Genomic DNA, 18,595 nt, shown 5'->3' on the forward strand with positions numbered 1-18,595 from the left:
TGCGCTCGTCGACGCCGCCCGCACCGGTGGGCCGGCCCGCGCGGGCCGGCCCGGATCGGTCAGGACAGGTGCCCGGCCTTCTCCATCTGCCGCAGCTCGCGCTTGAGCTCGGAGACCTCGTCGCGCAGGCGCGCGGCGAGCTCGAACTTCAGCTCGCCGGCGGCCTGCAGCATCTGGCCGTTGAGGTCGGCGATGATCGCCTCGAGGTCGTTGCCGCCGTTCGCGGCGAGACCCTGGCGGCGCAGGTTGGGCGTCGGGCTCTTCTTCTTGGCGTCGCGGCCGGCCAGGAGCTTCGCGGTGTCGGCTCCCTCGCGGGCGAGCGCGTCGGTGATGTCGGCGATCTTCTTGCGCAGCGGCGTCGGGTCGATGCCGTGGTCGAGGTTGTAGGCGACCTGCTTCTCGCGACGGCGATCGGTCTCGTCGATCGCGAGCTTCATCGAGTCGGTCATCTTGTCCGCGTACATGTGCACCTCGCCCGAGACGTTGCGCGCGGCGCGGCCGATGGTCTGGATGAGCGAGGTCGACGAGCGGAGGAAGCCCTCCTTGTCGGCGTCGAGGATCGCGACGAGCGACACCTCGGGCAGGTCGAGGCCTTCGCGGAGGAGGTTGATGCCGACGAGGACGTCGTAGACGCCCGCGCGCAGCTCGGAGAGCAGCTCGACCCGTCGCAGCGTGTCGACGTCGGAGTGCAGGTAGCGCACCCGGACTCCGGCCTCGGTGAGGAAGTCCGTGAGCTCCTCCGCCATCCGCTTCGTGAGGGTGGTGACCAGCACGCGCTCGTCGCGCTCGGTGCGGAGCTTGATCTCCTCGAGCAGGTCGTCGATCTGGCCCTTGGTCGGCTTGACGACGATCTCGGGGTCGATCAGGCCGGTCGGGCGGATGATCTGCTCGACGATGCCGTCGGCGATCCCCATTTCGTAGCGGCCGGGGGTGGCCGAGAGGTAGACGGTCTGGCCGACGCGGCCCTTGAACTCCTCCCACTTCAACGGGCGGTTGTCCATCGCCGAGGGCAGCCGGAAGCCGTGCTCGACCAGGGTGCGCTTCCGCGAGGCGTCGCCCTCGTACATCGCGCCGATCTGCGGCACGGTGACGTGCGACTCGTCGATGACGACGAGGAAGTCGTCGGGGAAGTAGTCGAGCAGGCAGTGCGGCGCCTCGCCGGACTCGCGGCCGTCGATGTGGCGCGAGTAGTTCTCGATGCCGGAGCAGAAGCCGATCTGCTGCATCATCTCGAGGTCGAAGGTGGTCCGCATCCGGAGGCGCTGCGCCTCGAGGAGCTTGTTCTGCTTCTCGAGGTCGGCGAGGCGGACCTCGAGCTCCTGCTGGATGGTGTCGATGGCGCGGTGCATGACGTCCTGGCTGGCGACGTAGTGCGAGCCGGGGAAGACGGAGACGGACTCGAGCTTCTTCACGACGTTCCCGGTGAGCGGGTGCAGCGTGTAGAGCGCCTCGATCTCGTCGCCGAACATCTCGATGCGGATCGCGAGCTCCTCGTACATCGGGATGATCTCGATCGTGTCGCCGCGGACCCGGAAGGTGCCGCGGGCGAAGTCGACGTCGTTGCGGGCGTACTGCATCGAGACGAACTTGCGGATCAGGCGGTCGCGGTCGACCCGCTGGCCGACCTGGAGCGCGACCATCGCCTCGAGGTACTGCTCCGGCTGGCCGAGGCCGTAGATGCAGGAGACGGTCGAGACGACGATGACGTCGCGCCGGCTGAGCAGCGAGTTGGTCGTCGAGTGCCGCAGGCGCTCCACCTCGGCGTTGACCGAGCTGTCCTTCTCGATGAAGGTGTCCGTCTGCGGGACGTAGGCCTCGGGCTGGTAGTAGTCGTAGTAGGAGACGAAGTACTCGACCGCGTTGTTGGGGAAGAGCTCGCGGAACTCGTTGGCGAGCTGCGCGGCGAGCGTCTTGTTGTGCGCGAGCACGAGGGTCGGCCGCTGCACGGCCTCGACGAGCCAGGCGGTGGTCGCGGACTTGCCGGTACCGGTGGCGCCGAGGAGGACGACGTCGGTCTCGCCGGCGTTGATCCGGGCGCTCAGATCGGCGATCGCTCCGGGCTGGTCACCGCTCGGCTGGTATTCGCTGATGACCTCGAAGGGGTGCACGGCACGGGTTGGCTCCATGCTCGAAGCGTAACCGCGACCACCGACATCGGGGCGGCCCTGCGCCGACGGCGAACGGGGCTCGCGCCGACCCCGGCCACACACCGCCCGGCTGGGGGCGCCGGGTCTCGATACACCCCTGCGGGGCTACTCGACCAGCAGGGGCGTCCAGCACGTGGCGAACGCATGCCCGACGGGACGCCGCTGCAGGCCTGCTCGATCAGCATGGGCGTCCAGCACCCTGCCACATGCATGCTGATCGAGTAGCGCGCGGAGCGCGCGTATCGAGATCCACCGGGCCCGGAAGCCCGGTCTGCAGGCCGACCAGCAGGAGGGCGCCCGATCAGAGGCGGGAGACGCGCAGGTCGCGCAGGTGGAGGCGGTCGCCCGCGGCCATGCCGTCGGTGCGCACGCGGAGCACCGCGCAGACCGCCCACTCCGGCGCGGGGAGGGAGTAGGCGTCGTCGAGCCGGACTCCGGCGAAGGAGTCGCGGGCCGAGACGTCGGTCACCGAGTACCAGTCCCGCCCCAGGCCGTCGGCCCGTCGCGCCGTCGAGAAGCCGAGATCGATCGCGACGGATCCGGAGCCCTCGTAGAGCGCGTCCAGCGACGCGAGCACCCGCGCTCCCGCGGCGATCGGCACGAAGAGGTGGACCGCGCCGGAGCCCGACCCGTCCTCGACTGCGAGCGCGCGGAGCCCCGCGATCGGCGAGTCCCCCGCCGCGACGGACGCCCCGCCCTCCGCCGTCCAGTCGTCGGCGAGCACCGAGCGCGAGCCGTGCGGGTCGAGCACGCCGCGGATCCGCTCGGCCGCGTGGAACCGCAGCGCGGTCGAGGGCAGCGCGGAGGTGTCCGAGATCGTCAAGACGCCGTCACCGCGCGCCAGGAAGGGCAGCCGCGAATTGCCGCCCTGGAACTGCCCGCCCCGGACGACGGCCCGCTGGCCCCCTGCCCCGGAGAACTGGATCAGTCCGCGCTCGGCGTCACCGTCGACCTCCTTCCGAGCCCGGACGAGGAAGCGGCAGTCGGTGAGCGAGAGCAGGGCGCCCCAGCCGTCCAGCTCGAACCAGCCGTGGTTGTCGGGGACCTGCATCTCGAAGTGGCAGTGCGAGAAGTGGGCCTGTCCACGCGAGATCGTGACCGCGCGGCCCTGGTTCGTCGAGAAGGTGTCGAACGAGCACTGGTCGACGAAGAACTCCTGGTCGCCGTGGATCTGGAGCGCGCTCTCGGTGTTGCTGGTGAGGTCGCAGCCCTGGAACGCGATGCGCTCGCCCGAATCGACGGCGTCCTCGACCGCCACGACTCCCACGCGGTTCCCCTGGAACGAGCACGAGCGGAACTCGAGCAGATAGGCGTGCGACCCGAGCTCGACCGCCGTGTCGAAGCTGCGCGCGACGACGTTCGCGAACGAGAGGTAGGCGGGCTTCGGTCCGGGTTCGCGCAGGTGGGACGGTGCGCTCACGGCGATGCCGGTGTTCGAGCCGTTGCCGATCAGGTGCAGATCGCTCAGCACGGTCTGGTGCTGGCGGGTGTAGCCCGCGGCGGAGGACTGCAGCACGGGGCCGACGGTCTGCAGCGCAGGGCCCGTGCCGACGTAGCGGATCTCGCAGCGACCCTCGATGCTCACCCGGGCGTCCCAGGAGAGCGTCTCGTCGACGACGAAGCTCCCACCGGGCGCGGTGACGACGGCGTGGTGCTCGGCCGGGTCGACCCCGTCCTCCGGCACGGCGGCAGCCGCCAGCGCCGCCTGCCAGGCAGCGGTGTCGCGCGCGGCTCCCGCGGGGAGCGACTCGTCGAGGTGGTCGTGCACGTCGACGATGCGGGACGTGCCGGCGGGACGGCTGATCACCTGGACCGGCGCCGGTCCGGTCCGGCCGGTGAGCGCACCCGCGGCCGCTCCCGCGCCCGCACCGAGCAGGACGCCCGCCCCGGAGGCGAGCAGGAGGCGCCGGGAGTCGGAGGCGGGCGGGCGTGCTCCGGAAGCGCTCATGCGTCGTACCCCTCGACTCGGCGATCGTGCTGGGGCCGTCCCCCGTGCTGCGGCCCTCCCACTGTAGGAGCAGGGCCTGACGGTCTCCCGCCGCCGGATGCACTCAGGCTGAGGGGCGGCGCAGCCGCTCCCAGAGCGCGTCGACCTGGCTCAGGGTCTCCTCCAGAGTTCCGGAGGCGTCGATCACGGCGTCCGCGAGGGCCAGGCGGTCCTCGTCGCTCGCCTGCGCGCCGACGCGAGCGCGGGCGTCGGCCTCGGTCATGCCGCGCAGGTCGATGAGGCGCTCGACGCGCGTCTCCTGCGGGGCGTGGACGACGATCACCTCGTCGAACTCCCCCGCCCCGCGCGACTCGGCCAGAAGCGGGACGTCGTAGACGACGATCGCCGCGGGGTCGGCGGCGGCCGCCGCGGCGAACAGCTCCTGCGAGCGGAGCGACACCGCCGGGTGGGTGATCGCGTTGAGGTCCTCGCGGGCGGCGGAGTCGGAGAAGACGATCGCGCCGAGCGCCGCCCGGTCGAGCGAGCCGTCGGCGCGCAGGGTCTCCGGGCCGAACCGCTCGACGATCGCGGCCAGCGCGGGCTCCCCCGGCTCGACCACCTCGCGGGCGAGCCGGTCGGCGTCGACGACGACGGCTCCGAGCTCGGCGAGACGGCGGGCGACGGTGGACTTGCCCGAGGCGATGCCTCCGGTGAGGGCTGCGAGATGCACCCGGCAAGCCTAACGAGCGGCGCAGTGGACCGGACGGGGGTGGATCTCGATACGCCCGCTCCGCGGGCTACTCGATCAGCATGAGAGGGCAGTGCGGGCTTGTCGGTCACCAGGGATGCAGTGGGCGGCTCCACGCATGCTGGTCGAGTAGCCGCGCAGCGGCATATCGAGACCCGCGCCGTCCGCTCCCGCTGCAACGCCGAACGGCCGGCCCCCGAGGGGACCGGCCGTTCGTCGTGGTGGTGATGCTGCAATCAGTTGTTCGAGGACAGCTTCTCGCGCAGAGCGGCGAGCGACTCGTCGTCGGCGAGGGTTCCGCCGCCGGCAGCCGACTCGGTGTTGGTGAAGCCGCCGCCGACCGAGACGCCCTCGGAGACCGTGGCGGCCTCCTCCTGCGACTTGGCGACCTGGGCCTTGTGGGCCTCCCAGCGAGCCTGAGCAGCGGCGTACTCCTGCTCCCAGGCCTCGCGCTGGGACTCGAAGCCCTCGCGCCACTCGTTGGTCTCCGGGTCGAAGCCGTCGGGGTACTTGTAGTTCCCCTGGTCGTCGTACTCGGTGGCCATGCCGTAGAGCGCCGGGTCGAACTCGGTGCCCTCGGGGTCGACGTTCTCGTTCGCCTGCTTGAGCGAGAGCGAGATGCGACGACGGTCGAGGTCGATGTCGATGACCTTGACGAAGACCTCTTCACCGACCGACACGACCTGCTCGGCGAGCTCGACGTGCTTGCCCGAGAGCTCGGAGATGTGGACGAGGCCCTCGATGCCGTCCGCGACGCGGACGAAGGCACCGAACGGGACCAGCTTCGTGACCTTGCCCGGGGCGACCTGACCGATCGCGTGGGTGCGGGCGAAGACCTGCCACGGGTCCTCCTGCGTCGCCTTGAGCGAGAGCGACACGCGCTCGCGGTCGAGGTCGACCTCGAGGATCTCGACGGTGACCTCCTGGCCCACCTCGACGACCTCGGAGGCGTGCTCGATGTGCTTCCAGGAGAGCTCGGAGACGTGGACGAGACCGTCGACGCCGCCGAGGTCGACGAACGCACCGAAGTTGACGATCGAGGACACGACGCCCTTGCGGACCTGACCCTTGTGCAGGTTGTTCAGGAACGTGGTGCGGCTCTCGGACTGCGTCTGCTCGAGGAGCGCGCGACGCGACAGGACCACGTTGTTGCGGTTCTTGTCGAGCTCGAGGATCTTCGCCTCGATCTCCTGGCCGAGGTACGGCGTGAGGTCGCGGACGCGGCGCAGCTCGATGAGCGAGGCCGGGAGGAAGCCGCGGAGGCCGATGTCGACGATGAGCCCGCCCTTGACAACCTCGATGACCGAACCGGTGACGACACCGTCGGACTCCTTGATCTTCTCGACGTCGCCCCACGCACGCTCGTACTGCGCGCGCTTCTTGGAGAGGATCAGGCGACCCTCCTTGTCCTCCTTCTGCAGGACGAGGGCTTCGACGCTGTCGCCCACGTTGACGACCTCGGAGGGGTCGACGTCGTGCTTGATGGAGAGCTCACGCGAGGGGATGACGCCCTCGGTCTTGTAACCGACGTCGAGGAGGACCTCGTCGCGGTCGATCTTCACGACGGTGCCTTCGATGAGGTCTCCGTCGTTGAAGAACTTCAGAGTCTTTTCGACCGCGGCAAGAAAGTCTTCAGCAGACCCGATGTCGTTGATCGCGACCTGCTTGGTTGCCTTTTCGGTCGTTGCGGTTGTCATTAAGGGATGCTCCAGGATGGATGGGTATCGGGCGGCGGGCACCGACACGCCCGAGGGCGTGACGCGGTGGTGACCACTGCGGAGGTGATGGGGATGCCGTGACCGGGAGGAGCTCGAGAGCCCGGACCGTGATCCCGGATCTCCAGCGCACCGTGGGCACGGCGGTGCCACGAATGTGACGTTCCAGACTATCGAACCGACCGGGGTGAGAGCAATCTCGAGGGGCCCCGTTCCGCGTGTCCTGGCGGGTTCCGTCGGTCGGCAGCCGCCCGACGGAGGTCAGGCCCCGGCGCCGAGGCTCGCGCGGAGGGTGTCGAGCCCGACACCGCCGAGATCGAGGGCGCGACGGTGGAACGACGCGAGGGAGAAGTCCGCCCCGTCGCGCGCGCTCGCCTCGTCCCGCAGCTCCTCCCAGATCCGCTGGCCGATCTTGTAGGAGGGCGCCTGGCCGGGCCAGCCGAGGTAGCGGTTGACCTCGAAGCGGACGAAGGCGTCGTCCATGTTGACGTTCGCGCGCAGGAAGGCGAGGGCGGACTCGGCCGTCCAGACGTCCGAGGAGCCGGGCATCCGCTTCTGCAGGTGCACGCCGATGTCGATGACGACGCGGGCGGCGCGCATCCGCTGCCCGTCGAGCATCCCGAGGCGGTCGGCCGGGTCGTCCAGGTAGCCGAAGCGCTCCATCAGCCGCTCGGCGTAGAGGGCCCAGCCCTCGGCGTGCCCCGAGCTGCCGGCGAGCTGGCGGCGCCAGGTGTTGAGGCTCGCGCGGTTGTACACGGCCTGACCCACCTGCAGGTGGTGACCGGGGACGCCCTCGTGGTAGACGGTCGTCAGCTCGCGCCAGGTGGCGAACTCGGTGACGCCCGGCGGGACGGACCACCACATCCGGCCCGGGCGGGAGAAGTCGTCGCTCGGGCCGGTGTAGTAGATGCCGCCCTCCTGGGTCGGCGCGATGCGGCACTCGAGGCGGCGGAGCTCGTCCGGGATGTCGAAGGCGGTGCCCGCGAGCTCGCTCACGGCCCGGTCGCTGGTCTCCTGCATCCAGCGCTGCAGCGCATCGACGCCGTGCAGGGTGCGGGCGGGGTCGGTGTCGAGGTGCGCGATCGCCTCGGCGACACTCGCGCCGGGCAGGATCTCGCGGGCGATCGCCTCCTGCTCGGCGGTCATCCGTGCGAGCTCCTCGATCCCCCACTCGTAGGTCTCGTCGAGGTCGACCACCGCGCCGAGGAAGCGGCGCGACTGCAGCGCGTAGTGCTCGCGGCCCACCGCGTCCTGCTCCGTCGCGGCCGGGCCGAGCTCGGTGCGGAGGAACCGGGCGAGGCCGCCGTAGGCCGCGGAGGCGCGACGGGCGCCCTCCTCGAGCCGCAGCGAGAGCGACGCGGGCAGCGATCCGGTGGCCGGAGCCGCGTCGGCGGCCAGTGCCGCGAAGAACCCCCGCGGACCGGCGATCGTCTCGGCCTGCTCGGCGACGAGGCCGACCTGGCGGCGCGCCGGCGTCACCCCGGCGCCGATGCCAGCGCGGAGGGTCTCCGCGTAGCCGGCGAGGGCGGCCGGGACCGCGAGGAGCCGCTCCGCCACGTCCTCCCAGTCGCTCACGGAGTCGGTCGGCATCAGGTCGAAGACGTCGCGCAGCTCCTGCGCGGGCGAGGCGATCACGTTCAGATCGCGGAGCGGCAGCTGCGCCGCGTGCGCCTCGAGCGACAGCCGCAGGTCCGCCCCCAGATCGGCGACCGTCACCGCGTCGACCGCGTCGACCGGCTCGGCGGACTCGAGCTCGGCCAGCGCGGCGGCCGTCGCCGCCCGCGCCCGCTCCACGCCCTCCGGCGACAGGTCGCCGAGTCGGCGGTTCGCCTCGGCGCGGCCGATCGAGGTGCCGAGGGTGGGCTCGAGCTCGACGAGGGTGTCGACCCAGCGCTCGGCGACGAGGTCGACGGCGGTGGGCTCGCGGGAGATGTCGGAGGTCATGCCTTCGAGCCTAGCCAGGGGTCAGGAACGGCCCGGATCCGGCGGGCGCCGCGCGACGTCAGTGCGCCGCGACGTCCCAGTCGGAGCCGTGGCCGACCTGCACCTCGAGCGGCACGGAGAGATCGACCGCACCGGCCATCCGTGCGCGGACGACCTCCTCGAGCACGTCCTCCTCGCCGGGGGCCACGTCGAAGATGAGCTCGTCGTGCACCTGCAGCAGCATCCGCGACTCCAGGCCCTTCTCAGCGATGTCGGCCTGGACGCCGATCATCGCGATCTTCATGATGTCGGCGGCGGATCCCTGGATCGGCGAGTTCAGCGCGGCGCGCTCCGCGTTGTCGCGGAGGACGCGGTTGCCGCTCTGGAGGTCGGGGAAGGGGCGGCGGCGACCGAAAATCGTCTCGGTGTAGCCGGTCTCCCGCGCCTGCTCGACGACCGTGCGGAGGTAGTCGCGAACCGCGCCGAAGCGGACGAAGTAGTCGGTCATCAGCTGCTTCGCCTCGTTGCTGGAGATGCGCAGCTGCTTGGAGAGGCCGAACGCGCTCAGTCCGTAGGCGAGCCCGTAGGACATCGCCTTGACCTTGTTGCGCATCGCCGAGGTGACGTCCGACGGCTCGACGCCGAAGATCCGCGCGCCGACGAAGCGGTGCAGGTCCTCGCCGCTGTGGAAGGCCTCGATCAGGCCGGCGTCGCCGGAGAGGTGCGCCATGATCCGCATCTCGATCTGCGAGTAGTCGGCGGTGATCAGGGTGCTCGCCTGCTCGCCGTGCACGAACGCGGTGCGGATGCGGCGGCCGACCTCGCTGCGGACCGGGATGTTCTGCAGGTTCGGGTCGTTCGACGAGATCCGCCCGGTCGCGGTGCCGGTCTGGTCGTAGCTGGTGTGGATCCTGCCGTCGGCGGTGACCGACTTCTCCAGCGTCTCGATGATCTGCTTGAGCTTGGTCGCGTCGCGGTGCTCGAGCAGGAGACCGAGGAACGGGTGCGGGTGCGACTCCTGCAGGTCCGCCAGGGCGGACGCGTCGGTCGTGTAGCCGGTCTTCGTCGCGCGGGTGCGCGGCATCGCCAGCTCCTCGAAGAGGACCTGCTGCAGCTGCTTGGGCGAGCCGAGGTTCATCTCGTGCCCGATCTCGGCGAAGGCGCGGTTCGCGAGGTCGACGGAGGTGGCGGTGAGCTCGCCGCGGAGGCGCGCGAGCACCTCGGCGTCGATCGCGACGCCGGTGAGCTCCATCGTTGCGAGCACCTGCACGATCGGCAGCTCGATGTCGACGAGCACCGAGAGCATGCCCTCGCCGAGCAGCTCGGTCTGCACGCCGACCAGGCGGTGCGCGTACCAGGCCTCGGTCGCGGGACCGATCGGCGGGGCGGTCGGGACGAGCTGGTTCGGGTCGCCCTGGATCATCGCCTCGTCGAGGTACTGCTGGACCTGGGCCGGCAGCGTCGCCGCGTGACCGGTGGGCTGCAGGAGCCACGCCGCGATGCGGGTGTCGAAGGCGAGTCCGGCCACCGGGAGCCCGGCCCGGCGCAGCGCCTTGACCTGCGGCTTGGCGTCGGCGAAGTACTTGGGGGCGTCGCTCGCGAGCCACTCCTCGAGCGCTGTGTAGTCGGGCCGGCCGGCGGCCCAGGGCACGAAGGCCGACTCCGCCTCGACCGACAGGCCGATGCCCTCGAGGCCGCCCTCGCCGAGCTGCACCTGCACGGCGACGGGCACGGTGCCGTTCGCGGAGACCCGGGCGAGCCAGTGCGCGAGCTCCTCGTCGACCAGGTTCCGCACGGCCGGAGCCGCGGTCACGACGGTGTCGCCCGCGAGCGCCTCCGCCGCGCCCTCGACGCCCTCGTCGGCGGCGATCGTGAGCACGCGCTCCTGCAGCGTCCTGAACTCGAGCCGGCTGAAGATCTCGCGGACCGCGTCCGGGTCGATCGGACGGCGGTCGAGGTCGTTCGGGCCGAGCGGCAGCTCGACGTCGGTGATCAGGCGGTTGAGCCGGCGGTTGCGGAGCGCGTTCTCCTTCTGCTCACGCAGCTTCTCGCCGACGACGCCCTTGATCTCGTCGGCGTGGGCGATGATGTCGGCGACGGTGCCGTACTGGTTGACCCACTTGGCGGCCGTCTTCGGGCCGACCTTGTCGACGCCGGGCAGGTTGTCGCTCGTCTCGCCGACGAGCGCCGCGATCTCGGGGTACTGGTGCGGCTCGACGCCGTACTTCTCGAAGACCTTGTCGCGGTCGTAGCGGGTGAGCTGCGAGACGCCCTGGGTCGACGGGTAGAGCAGGGTGACGTCGGGCGTCACCAGCTGGATGGTGTCGCGGTCTCCCGAGACGACCAGCACGCGGAAGCCCGCCTCGGCGCCCTGGCGGGCGAGCGTGGCGAGGATGTCGTCGGCCTCGAAGTCCTCCTTCGAGACGGTGCGGATGTTCATCGCGTGCAGCGCCTCCTCGAGGAGGGGGACCTGGCCCTTGAACTCGGGCGGGGTCTCGCCGCGGGTGCCCTTGTACTCCGGGTACTCGCGGGTGCGGAACGAGTAGCGGGAGATGTCGAAGGCGACGCCGAGGTGCGTCGGCTTCTCGTTCTTCAGCAGCAGGATCAGCATCGACAGGAAGCCGTGGATGGCGTTCGTGTGCTGCCCGTCGCGGGTCTGGAAGCTGTCGACCGGGAGGGCGTAGAACGCCCGGAACGCGAGCGAATGACCGTCGATGAGCAGGAGGGTAGGCTGTTCCGGATCTGACACAGGGCAAGACTACACAGCGCCTCCGACACCGGTTCGGGCCCGGTCCCGCCCGTCGGCGGAGGGCCTCCGGGAGGCCCAGCACGAGGAGCACCGTGACCGAATACGCCCCCGCCGCCGCGACCGCCGCCCCCTGGGTCCGCCCGCCCGTCCTCGATCTCGAGGCGCACATCGGGCGCGGCATGGGCGAGCTCGCCGAGCGGATGGGCATCGTCTGGCACGAGCTCACCCCGGAGCACTCGGTCGCGTCGATGCCCGTCGAGGGCAACCGCCAGCCGGTCGGCATCCTGCACGGCGGCGCGCACGTCGTCCTCGCCGAGTCGATGGGCTCGATCGCCGCGAACGTGCACGCCGGCGCGGGACGCCTCGCGATGGGCATCGAGCTGAACGCGAGCCACAGCCGCTCGATCACCCACGGCCACGTGATCGCCACCTGCGACGCCATCCACCTCGGCTCCACCCTTACCACCCATGAGATCGTCGTCCGCGACGAGCAGGGCCGCCGCCTCAGCACGGTCCGCATCACGAACATCCTCCGCGACGCGCGCTGACCGCTCCGCTCAGTCCGCACCGGGGACGACGGCGACGACGACGGAGCCGAGCACGAGGACCGTGCCCGCCGCCGCGACGAGGGGCTTCGGCGAGCCCACGGCGACCGCCAGGAGCGCGCCCGCGAGACCGACCGTCACCTCCGCCGAGCACGCGACGACCATCGGTCGCGCCGCCGTGCGCTCCAGCAGCCACGAGTCCTCGACGGCCGGGAAGGCTCGGGGCAGGAGCGCGAGGAGGGAGACGACGACCGGGAGGACCACCAGCGGCGGTGTCCGCCCCAGCTCCGGCAGGCAGGCGCCCAGCATGAGCTCGAGCACGACGGTCGCCGTGACGAGCAGCAGTCCGAGCCTGGACCGGGACGCGCGCCGGGTCGGCTGCCGTGATCGGTTCGCAGGGCGCAACGATCGACTCCCTCCTCTGCGGACGGGTCCTGCACCCGCGCCTCGTCCGTTCTAGCGGCGGCCCGCCTCGGCGGTACCGCCCTGTCGCCGGACGTGAGCTGAATGGCGCGGGCCGCCCGCGGGCCGGCGGACGACGGGCTCCGCAAGGGTGTGCCCGCGCGGCGGACCCCGGCCGCGCAAGCACGACGGGCGACTCGGGCTCGAGGCCCGCGGACGAGGTTCAGCTCAGCGCTCGCGAGGCCGTGAGCGCGAAGGCCGTCCCGAGCACGAGCACGAGCCCGGCGGCGACGAAGGACGGCACGGGCGACCCGACGGCGGCCGACATCGTCCAGCCGATCAGTGCAATGCCGAGCTCTGCGGCGAACACTGCGCGCGTCGGTCGCTGGGCGGAGCGCTCGAGGAGGCGCGACCCCTCGACGAGCGGAATCATCCGCGGAACGAGAGCCAGGAGAACGAGCAGGAGAGGGAAGGGCACCTCCACTGCGCCTCCCCAGGATCCGGAAGGCGGAGCGTCGACGACGAGGAGAACAGCGAGCGCCACGGCGAGAACGAGGATCCCCGCTCTCGATCGGGGCAGGCCCCACGGCGACGAGGAGCGAGTCGAAGTCGGATCCATCTGCTCATTCCTTGCAGGGCTCGAAGGGCGTGATGCCACTACCGCGCGGAGGGAGTGGCGGATCGGCCGTCGGCACTGTCGCATCGATCACCGACCGTGCGCCGCACCCGACCTGCGTACTTTGTAGCAAGGTCAGGCACGCGGAGAGACAGCTGTCGCTCCGCGCCGGTCCTCGCGCGACGAGGACCGCGAGAGGCGACGAGGACGAGCGCGCTCTCGGTGGAGATGCGGGAAGCCGGCCTTCGTCCGACACGAGACGGACCGACTGCTCGACGTCGCCCGCGGAGCGCGCCGCGGAGCGCGCCGCGGCAGGTCCGCAAGCCCCCGCCGTGGCGGGGCGGGCGACCTAGGCTCGGGGCGTGACCTTCCGCGATCTGCTGCGCTCCCTGCCGTCCATGCCCTCCGAGCTGCCCGACTTCGACGCGGAGGCGGCTCCGGCCGACCCGGTCGAGCTGTTCGGGCAGTGGCTGGAGGCGGCGAAGGACGCCGGCCAGCTCCTCCCCCACGGCGCGACGCTGTCGACCGCCGACGCCGACGGGACCGTCTCGGCGCGGGTGCTCGTGCTGCGCGACATCGACGACGCCGGCTGGGCGTTCTCGACCCACGCCTCCAGCCCCAAGGGGCGGGCGATGGCGGCGAATCCGCACGCCGCGCTGACCTTCTTCTGGCCGGTGCAGGGCCGGCAGGTCCGGGTGGAGGGCCGCGTCGAGCGCGCGTCCGTCGAGGAGTCGAAGAATGACTTCCAGCGGCGCTCCGAGGCGGCGCGCACGGCACTGCTGGTCGGCCGGCAGAGCGAGCCGATGAAGCGCGCCGAGGACTTCGACCTGGTGACGCTGCAGACCGGCGTCGCCGTCGCCTGCTCCCCCGCGACGCTCGACCGCGACTGGGCCGTCTACCGCGTCGTGCCCGAGCGGATCGAGTTCTGGCAGGGCTCGACCAGGGCGGAGCAGGACCACACCCGCCTGCTGTACAGCGCACCCGGGGCGGGAACGACGGAGGCGGGCGGCTCCCCGTGGGAGCGCACCCGCCTCTGGCCGTGACGGCGCGGCCCTCGGGCCGCCGCCGCCCTACTTCTTGGGGCTGAGCTGCTCGATGATCGCCTGGGCGACGTCGTGCATGGTGAGGCGGCGGTCCATCGACGCCTTCTGGATCCAGCGGAACGCCTCGGGCTCGGAGAGGCCCATCTTCTCGTTGAGCAGGCCCTTGGCCCGGTCGACGAGCTTGCGGGTCTCGAAGCGCTCGACCATGTCGGCGACCTCGGCCTCGAGGGTGAGGATCTGCGCGTAGCGGGAGAGGGCGATCTCGATCGCCGGCAGCAGGTCGTTCGGCGTGAACGGCTTGACCACGTAGGCCAGCGCGCCGGCCTCGCTCGCGCGCTCGACCAGCTCCTTCTGGCTGAAGGCGGTCAGCAGGACGACGGGAGCGATGTGCGCCTTCGAGAGGCGCTCGGCGGCGGAGATGCCGTCGAGCTGGGGCATCTTCACGTCCATGATCACCAGATCGGGGCGCAGCTCCGTGGCGAGGGCCACGGCCGTCTCGCCGTCGCCCGCCTCACCGACGACCTCGAAGCCGTTGTCGCGGAGGATCTCCACGATGTCCATGCGGATGAGCGATTCGTCCTCTGCGACGACGACCCGACGGGGTGCGGTCTGCGGAGTTTCCTGGTCTGTCACGCCGAAGAGCCTACGGTATTCTCGACAGGCTCGTGATGAGCCGGTGTGGCGGAATGGCAGACGCGGGGCACTCAAAATGCTCTGTCCGAGAGGGCTTGTGGGTTCGAGTCCCACCACCGGTACCGCAGGCGCCCCGCGCGCGTCGCCACTTCGCTAGCGTCGTCGGATGGACGATTCCTCGGCGGCCTGGCCGCTCTTCTCCCTCGTGCTGCGCACGCCGCGCCTCGAGCTGCACCCGGTCCGCGACGCCGATCTGCCGGCCCTCGCCGCGGCCGCCGTCGCCGGGATCCACGAACCCGGCCGATCGCCGTTCCCCGCGGCCTGGGCCGAGGCGCCCGCCGAGCAGCTGCCCGCCGATCTCGCCCGCTACCAGTGGTCGCTCCGTGCGGCGACGCGGCCGGACTCCTGGCGCGTGGCCTTCGCGATCGTCGAGGACGGCGCGGTGATCGGCTGCCAGGACCTGCTCGCCGACGAGTTCGCGGCGCGGCGAACCGTCTCCTCCGGCTCGTGGCTCACGCGCGCGGCGCAGGGGCGCGGTCTCGGCCGGGAGATGCGGGCGGCGGCCCTGCTGCTCGCCTTCGACCACCTCGGTGCGGAGGTGGCGGAGAGCAGCGCGCTGGCCTGGAACACGGCGTCGATCCGGGTGTCGACCGGGCTCGGCTACGAGCCCAACGGCACCCAGCGCACGGTCGGCGCCGACGGAGTGGCGGTCGAGGAGATCCGGTTCCGCGTCACGCCCGAGACGTTCCGCCGCCCGGAGTGGGCGCTCGAGGTGTCCGGCCTCGAGGCGGCCCGTGCGCTCCTGATCGCCGAGCCGGCGGCGGACTCCTAGCGAGAACCGGCGAGCCGAGCCGCTCAGAACTCCGCGAGGCTCCCGCGCAGGCCACCCCCGGGGTACTCCCGCCGCAGGATCCCGCGGCGGCGCAGGATCGGCACCAGCTCGTCGAGCATCCGGTGCAGCGTCACCGGGTGGAAGTCGCCGGAGAACGCGACGCCGTCGTTGTCCGCGTCGTCGCCGAGCTCCTGGACGAAGTCGGCGACCTCCTCCGCGGTGCCCACCACTCCGCTGCGGCCGGCGATCAGGCCGAGCCGGGCCTTCGCGGTGAGCAGGGCGCGCAGCGGAGCGTCCTCGTCGGCACCGCCGTAGAGGCCGGCGATGCTGCCGCGCGAGACGTGCTCGCCGAAGACCGCCGGGTCGACCGGGCGGTCGAGGTCCAGCGCGGTCAGGTCGGTCTCGAGGTCGCTCGACCAGGCGGCCGCGGCGGTGAGCAGCGCCGCGTCGTCGGGGTGGGCGGAGGCGTCGACGAGGCGCTGCGCCTCCTCCCGGCTCGAGACGATGATCGGCTTGAAGACGAAGAGGATGGTGAGGTCGTCGGGGTTCCGGCCGTGCGCGGCGGCCGCGGCGCGGGCCCGCTCGCGGTAGGCGCGCACCGTCGCGGTGTCGAGCGAGGCGAGGGCCAGCTGGATCTCGGACTGCGCGCCGGCGAAGTCGATGCCGCGCGGCGAGCCGCCGGGCGAGACGATGACCGGCTCGCCCGGGCCGGCGGCGGCCGAGGAGGACCCGGTGCCGAACGGCAGCGCGTTCAGCGGGCCGTCGAAGGAGTAGTGCGTCCCGCGGTGCTGCAGCGCGCGCAGCCGGTCGCCGTCGGCGAAGCGGCCGGTCGCCTCGTCCTGGATCAGCGCGCCGTCGTCCCAGCTGCGCCAGAGCTCGCGCAGCGAGTCGAGCCACTCGTGCGCGCGGTCGTAGGCGCCGTCGTGCGGCAGCGGCTCGAGGCCGAAGTGCCGGCTGCTGCCGACGTCGGTGACGACGTTGAGCCCGAGCCGGCCGCCGCTGAGGTGCTGCAGCGTGGCGAACTGGCGCGCCGCCTGGTACGGGCTGTAGGCCATCGGGTTCACGGTCGGCGCGACGCCGAGGTGCTGCGTCGCCTCGAAGAGCGACGGCGCCAGCAGCAGCGGGTCGTGCTTGGGCCCGCCGTAGGCCCGGCGGATCCGGAGGTCGAGGGTGCTCGCGTTCCCGAGCGACAGCGCGTCCTCGATGATGACGAGGTCGAAGCCGGCCTGCTCGAGCTCGCGGGCGCTGCGCCGGTAGACCTCGGCCGTCGTCCAGGAGTGGTCCCACTCCCAGCCGGGCTGCCCCCAGGCCTGCGGCCCGAAGCCCCGGGAGAGGAACCAGGCGAAGTGCTGCGGCCGGCTCACGACGCCTCCGCCAGCACGAGCGGCCGGACGGCCGCGGCGCGCAGCCCGAGCTCGAGGTCGGCGAGGAGGTCCTCGACGTCCTCGATGCCGATGGAGAGCCGCAGCAGACCGGGGCCGATCCCCGCGGCCTCGAGCTGCTCGGCGGTGCGGGCGACGTGCGTGGTCGAGGCCGGGTGCAGCACGAGCGAGCGGACGTCGCCGAGGTGGGTCATCCGGGTGAAGAGGCCGAGCGCGTCGGAGAAGCGGCGAGCCGCCTCCTCGCCGCCGTGCAGCGTGAAGGAGAAGACCGAGCCCTGCCCGCGCGGCAGCAGGCGGCGGGCGAGCGCGTGCGAGGGGCTGGAGGCGAGTCCGCTGTAGTCGACGCTCGCGACTTCGGGCCGCTCCTCCAGCCAGCGCGCGACGGCGAGGGCGCTGGCGACTGGTGGCGGACCCGCAGCGACAGCGTCTCGAGGCCCTGCTCGAGCAGGAAGGCGGTGAGCGGCGAGACGGTCGGACCCATCCGGCCGGCGACGACGTGGCGGGCGTAGTCGGCGAAGGCTCGCTCGGGGTCGCCACCGCGCTCGATCGCGGCGGCGAGGTGCGGATAGTGCGGCGTGCGCCAGTCGAAGCGGCCGCCGTCCACGATCACGCCGGCGATGACGGCGCCGTGCCCGGCCAGGAACTTGCTCGCCGAGTGCACGACGATGTCGGCCCCGTGCTCGAGCGGGCGGAGGAGGTACGGGGTCGCGAAGGTGTTGTCGACGACCACGGGGACACCGGCGCGGTGCGCGACCTCGGCGACGAGCCGGACGTCCACCACGTCGTTGCGCGGATTCGGGATCGATTCGATCAGGACGGCGCGGGTGCGCGGGGTGATCGCGGTGGCCCAGGCGAGCGGATCGTCGGCGTCCTCGACGAACGTGGCGCCGACGCCGAGGCGGGCGAGGTTCTCCAGCAGGAGGTTGCGGGTGCCCTCGTAGAGGCTCGCTGCGGCGACCACGTGGTCTCCGGCCGAGGCGAGCGCGAGCAGGGCGACCGAGACGGCCGCCTGACCGCTGCCGACCAGGAGCGCCTCGACGCCGCCCTCGAGGGCGGCGAGGCGGCGCTCGACGGCGTCGGTGGTCGGGTTGCCGACCCGGGTGTAGGTGTAGCCGTCCGCGCCGGCGAAGCGGTCGCGCGCCTCGTCGAAGGAGTCGAAGCTGAAGCCGGCCGTGAGGTAGATCGGGGTGCGCCGCGCGTGCAGCGCGTCCTCGACCGCTCCGGCGTGCAGCTGCCGGGTCGAGAAGCCCCAGCCGTCCTCGCTCGCGTGCCCGTGCCGTGCCATGATCCGCCTCCCTCGTGCCCGCCCTCCGGCAGTGGCCACCACCGTGGCAGAGGAGGAGGGCGGCGCGTCGGGCGGTTACCCGCCGTTACGCCGGAGCCGCCGGAGCGTCACCAGAACATCGTTCCCGGCGCGCCCTTGAACGGTCCGACCACGCGGGAGGTGATCCAGCCGCCGTAGAAGTCGCCCGGCTGCGGCTGCACGGTCTCGCCGTCGACGGTGCAGGAGTCCATCCGCCCCGGGTAGAGCGCGACCGTGTCGACGAGCTGCTCGAAGCCCGGCATCGGCTCGGGGTAGATCCAGCCGGCCGCCTCGGCGACGGCCTCGCCGCCGCGCACCGTCAGGTAGGAGGCCGCGCCCTTGAACTCGCAGATGCTGCGACCGGGGGCGGGCTCGAGCGCGCCCTCCGCGAACGCGCTGCGCGGCAGGTAGTAGACGGGCGGGTGGCTGGTCTCGAGGACGCGGAACGCCTCCCGGGTGTCGGCGACGACGACGCCGCCGAGCCGGACCACGACGTGCTCGGCGGTCGGCTCGACCCTGGGCGGTCGCGGGTAGTCCCAGACGGATTCCTGTCCCTCGGCGGGGGGTGTGCGCTTCATCCGGCCCACGCTACGCGGGCGGGCGGCGGCGCCTCTCCCGCTCCCAGGCGAT

General features: G+C 72.0%; 14 protein-coding genes, 1 tRNA gene and 1 pseudogene. 4 read left to right on the top strand and 12 right to left on the bottom strand.

Annotated features, from left to right (window positions below):
* Positions 1-59: 59 nt before the first annotated feature.
* The 6 genes from uvrB to polA form a co-directional block, all read right to left on the bottom strand.
* Complete coding sequence (gene uvrB / locus EDF43_RS08215; RefSeq protein ID WP_123446262.1) at positions 60-2,126, bottom strand: excinuclease ABC subunit UvrB; 2,067 nt, start codon at positions 2,124-2,126, stop codon at positions 60-62.
* Between the two features lie 322 nt (positions 2,127-2,448).
* Positions 2,449-4,095 (bottom strand): hypothetical protein, encoded by a 1,647-nt coding sequence (locus EDF43_RS08220; protein ID WP_132436248.1) that lies wholly within the window; start codon positions 4,093-4,095, stop codon positions 2,449-2,451.
* A gap of 103 nt (positions 4,096-4,198) precedes the next feature.
* The gene (coaE, locus tag EDF43_RS08225; protein WP_123735799.1) at positions 4,199-4,804 is read right to left on the bottom strand and encodes a dephospho-CoA kinase; all 606 of its coding nucleotides are present in this window, start codon (positions 4,802-4,804) and stop codon (positions 4,199-4,201) included.
* A gap of 254 nt (positions 4,805-5,058) precedes the next feature.
* Positions 5,059-6,519, bottom strand: a complete 1,461-nt coding sequence (gene rpsA / locus EDF43_RS08230) for a 30S ribosomal protein S1 (protein ID WP_123446259.1) — start codon at positions 6,517-6,519, stop codon at positions 5,059-5,061.
* Positions 6,520-6,798: 279 nt separating this feature from the next.
* A complete protein-coding gene (locus EDF43_RS08235; protein ID WP_132436249.1) occupies positions 6,799-8,481 on the bottom strand; it encodes a DUF885 domain-containing protein in 1,683 nt (560 codons plus the stop codon).
* Between the two features lie 58 nt (positions 8,482-8,539).
* On the bottom strand, positions 8,540-11,209 hold the full coding sequence (polA, locus tag EDF43_RS08240) for a DNA polymerase I (protein WP_132436250.1): 2,670 nt from the start codon (positions 11,207-11,209) through the stop codon (positions 8,540-8,542).
* Positions 11,210-11,388: 179 nt separating this feature from the next.
* Between polA and EDF43_RS08245 the strand changes: the two genes are divergently transcribed.
* Positions 11,389-11,757, top strand: a complete 369-nt coding sequence (locus tag EDF43_RS08245; RefSeq protein ID WP_123446567.1) for a hotdog fold thioesterase — start codon at positions 11,389-11,391, stop codon at positions 11,755-11,757.
* A gap of 9 nt (positions 11,758-11,766) precedes the next feature.
* Here EDF43_RS08245 and EDF43_RS08250 read toward each other — a convergent pair whose 3' ends face one another.
* Entirely contained in the window at positions 11,767-12,075 is a 309-nt protein-coding gene (locus EDF43_RS08250) for a hypothetical protein (protein ID WP_132436251.1), read from the bottom strand.
* Positions 12,076-12,379: 304 nt separating this feature from the next.
* The gene (locus tag EDF43_RS08255; protein ID WP_132436252.1) at positions 12,380-12,634 is read right to left on the bottom strand and encodes a hypothetical protein; all 255 of its coding nucleotides are present in this window, start codon (positions 12,632-12,634) and stop codon (positions 12,380-12,382) included.
* Positions 12,635-13,134: 500 nt separating this feature from the next.
* Between EDF43_RS08255 and EDF43_RS08260 the strand changes: the two genes are divergently transcribed.
* On the top strand, positions 13,135-13,815 hold the full coding sequence (locus tag EDF43_RS08260) for a pyridoxal 5'-phosphate synthase (protein ID WP_132436253.1): 681 nt from the start codon (positions 13,135-13,137) through the stop codon (positions 13,813-13,815).
* Between the two features lie 27 nt (positions 13,816-13,842).
* On the opposite strand, the gene EDF43_RS08265 is transcribed toward EDF43_RS08260, so the two are convergent.
* Complete coding sequence (locus tag EDF43_RS08265; RefSeq protein WP_123446252.1) at positions 13,843-14,448, bottom strand: response regulator; 606 nt, start codon at positions 14,446-14,448, stop codon at positions 13,843-13,845.
* A gap of 39 nt (positions 14,449-14,487) precedes the next feature.
* On the opposite strand from EDF43_RS08265, the gene EDF43_RS08270 reads away from it, so the two are divergent.
* Positions 14,488-14,570, top strand: a tRNA-Leu gene (locus EDF43_RS08270).
* A gap of 44 nt (positions 14,571-14,614) precedes the next feature.
* The gene (locus EDF43_RS08275; protein ID WP_132436254.1) at positions 14,615-15,280 is read left to right on the top strand and encodes a GNAT family protein; all 666 of its coding nucleotides are present in this window, start codon (positions 14,615-14,617) and stop codon (positions 15,278-15,280) included.
* Positions 15,281-15,303: 23 nt separating this feature from the next.
* On the opposite strand, the gene EDF43_RS08280 is transcribed toward EDF43_RS08275, so the two are convergent.
* From EDF43_RS08280 to EDF43_RS08290, 3 genes and pseudogenes are all read right to left on the bottom strand, one after another.
* Positions 15,304-16,644 carry an LLM class flavin-dependent oxidoreductase gene (locus EDF43_RS08280; RefSeq protein WP_132436255.1) on the bottom strand — a complete coding sequence of 447 codons (1,341 nt, stop codon included), beginning with the start codon at positions 16,642-16,644 and terminating at the stop codon, positions 15,304-15,306.
* Positions 16,641-17,947, bottom strand: a pseudogene (locus EDF43_RS08285) (PLP-dependent transferase). Before EDF43_RS08285 ends, EDF43_RS08280 begins: the two are co-directional and overlap by 4 nt.
* A 107-nt stretch (positions 17,948-18,054) precedes the next feature.
* A complete protein-coding gene (locus EDF43_RS08290; RefSeq protein WP_132436256.1) occupies positions 18,055-18,543 on the bottom strand; it encodes a DUF427 domain-containing protein in 489 nt (162 codons plus the stop codon).
* Positions 18,544-18,595 lie beyond the last annotated feature (52 nt).

The organism is Rathayibacter sp. PhB179, from assembly GCF_004345345.1.
GTDB classification, from domain to species: Bacteria; Actinomycetota; Actinomycetes; order Actinomycetales; family Microbacteriaceae; genus Rathayibacter; species Rathayibacter festucae.

Bases quoted from the DNA above. Each gene is read 5' to 3' on its own strand.
- EDF43_RS08220 (WP_132436248.1), bottom strand. From the start codon at position 4,095: ATGAGCGCTTCCGGAGCACGCCCGCCCGCCTCCGACTCCCGGCGCCTC.
- rpsA (WP_123446259.1), bottom strand. From the start codon at position 6,519: ATGACAACCGCAACGACCGAAAAGGCAACCAAGCAGGTCGCGATCAAC.
- uvrB (WP_123446262.1), bottom strand. From the start codon at position 2,126: ATGGAGCCAACCCGTGCCGTGCACCCCTTCGAGGTCATCAGCGAATAC.
- EDF43_RS08235 (WP_132436249.1), bottom strand. From the start codon at position 8,481: ATGACCTCCGACATCTCCCGCGAGCCCACCGCCGTCGACCTCGTCGCC.
- EDF43_RS08290 (WP_132436256.1), bottom strand. From the start codon at position 18,543: ATGAAGCGCACACCCCCCGCCGAGGGACAGGAATCCGTCTGGGACTAC.
- EDF43_RS08275 (WP_132436254.1), top strand. From the start codon at position 14,615: ATGGACGATTCCTCGGCGGCCTGGCCGCTCTTCTCCCTCGTGCTGCGC.
- EDF43_RS08245 (WP_123446567.1), top strand. From the start codon at position 11,389: ATGGGCGAGCTCGCCGAGCGGATGGGCATCGTCTGGCACGAGCTCACC.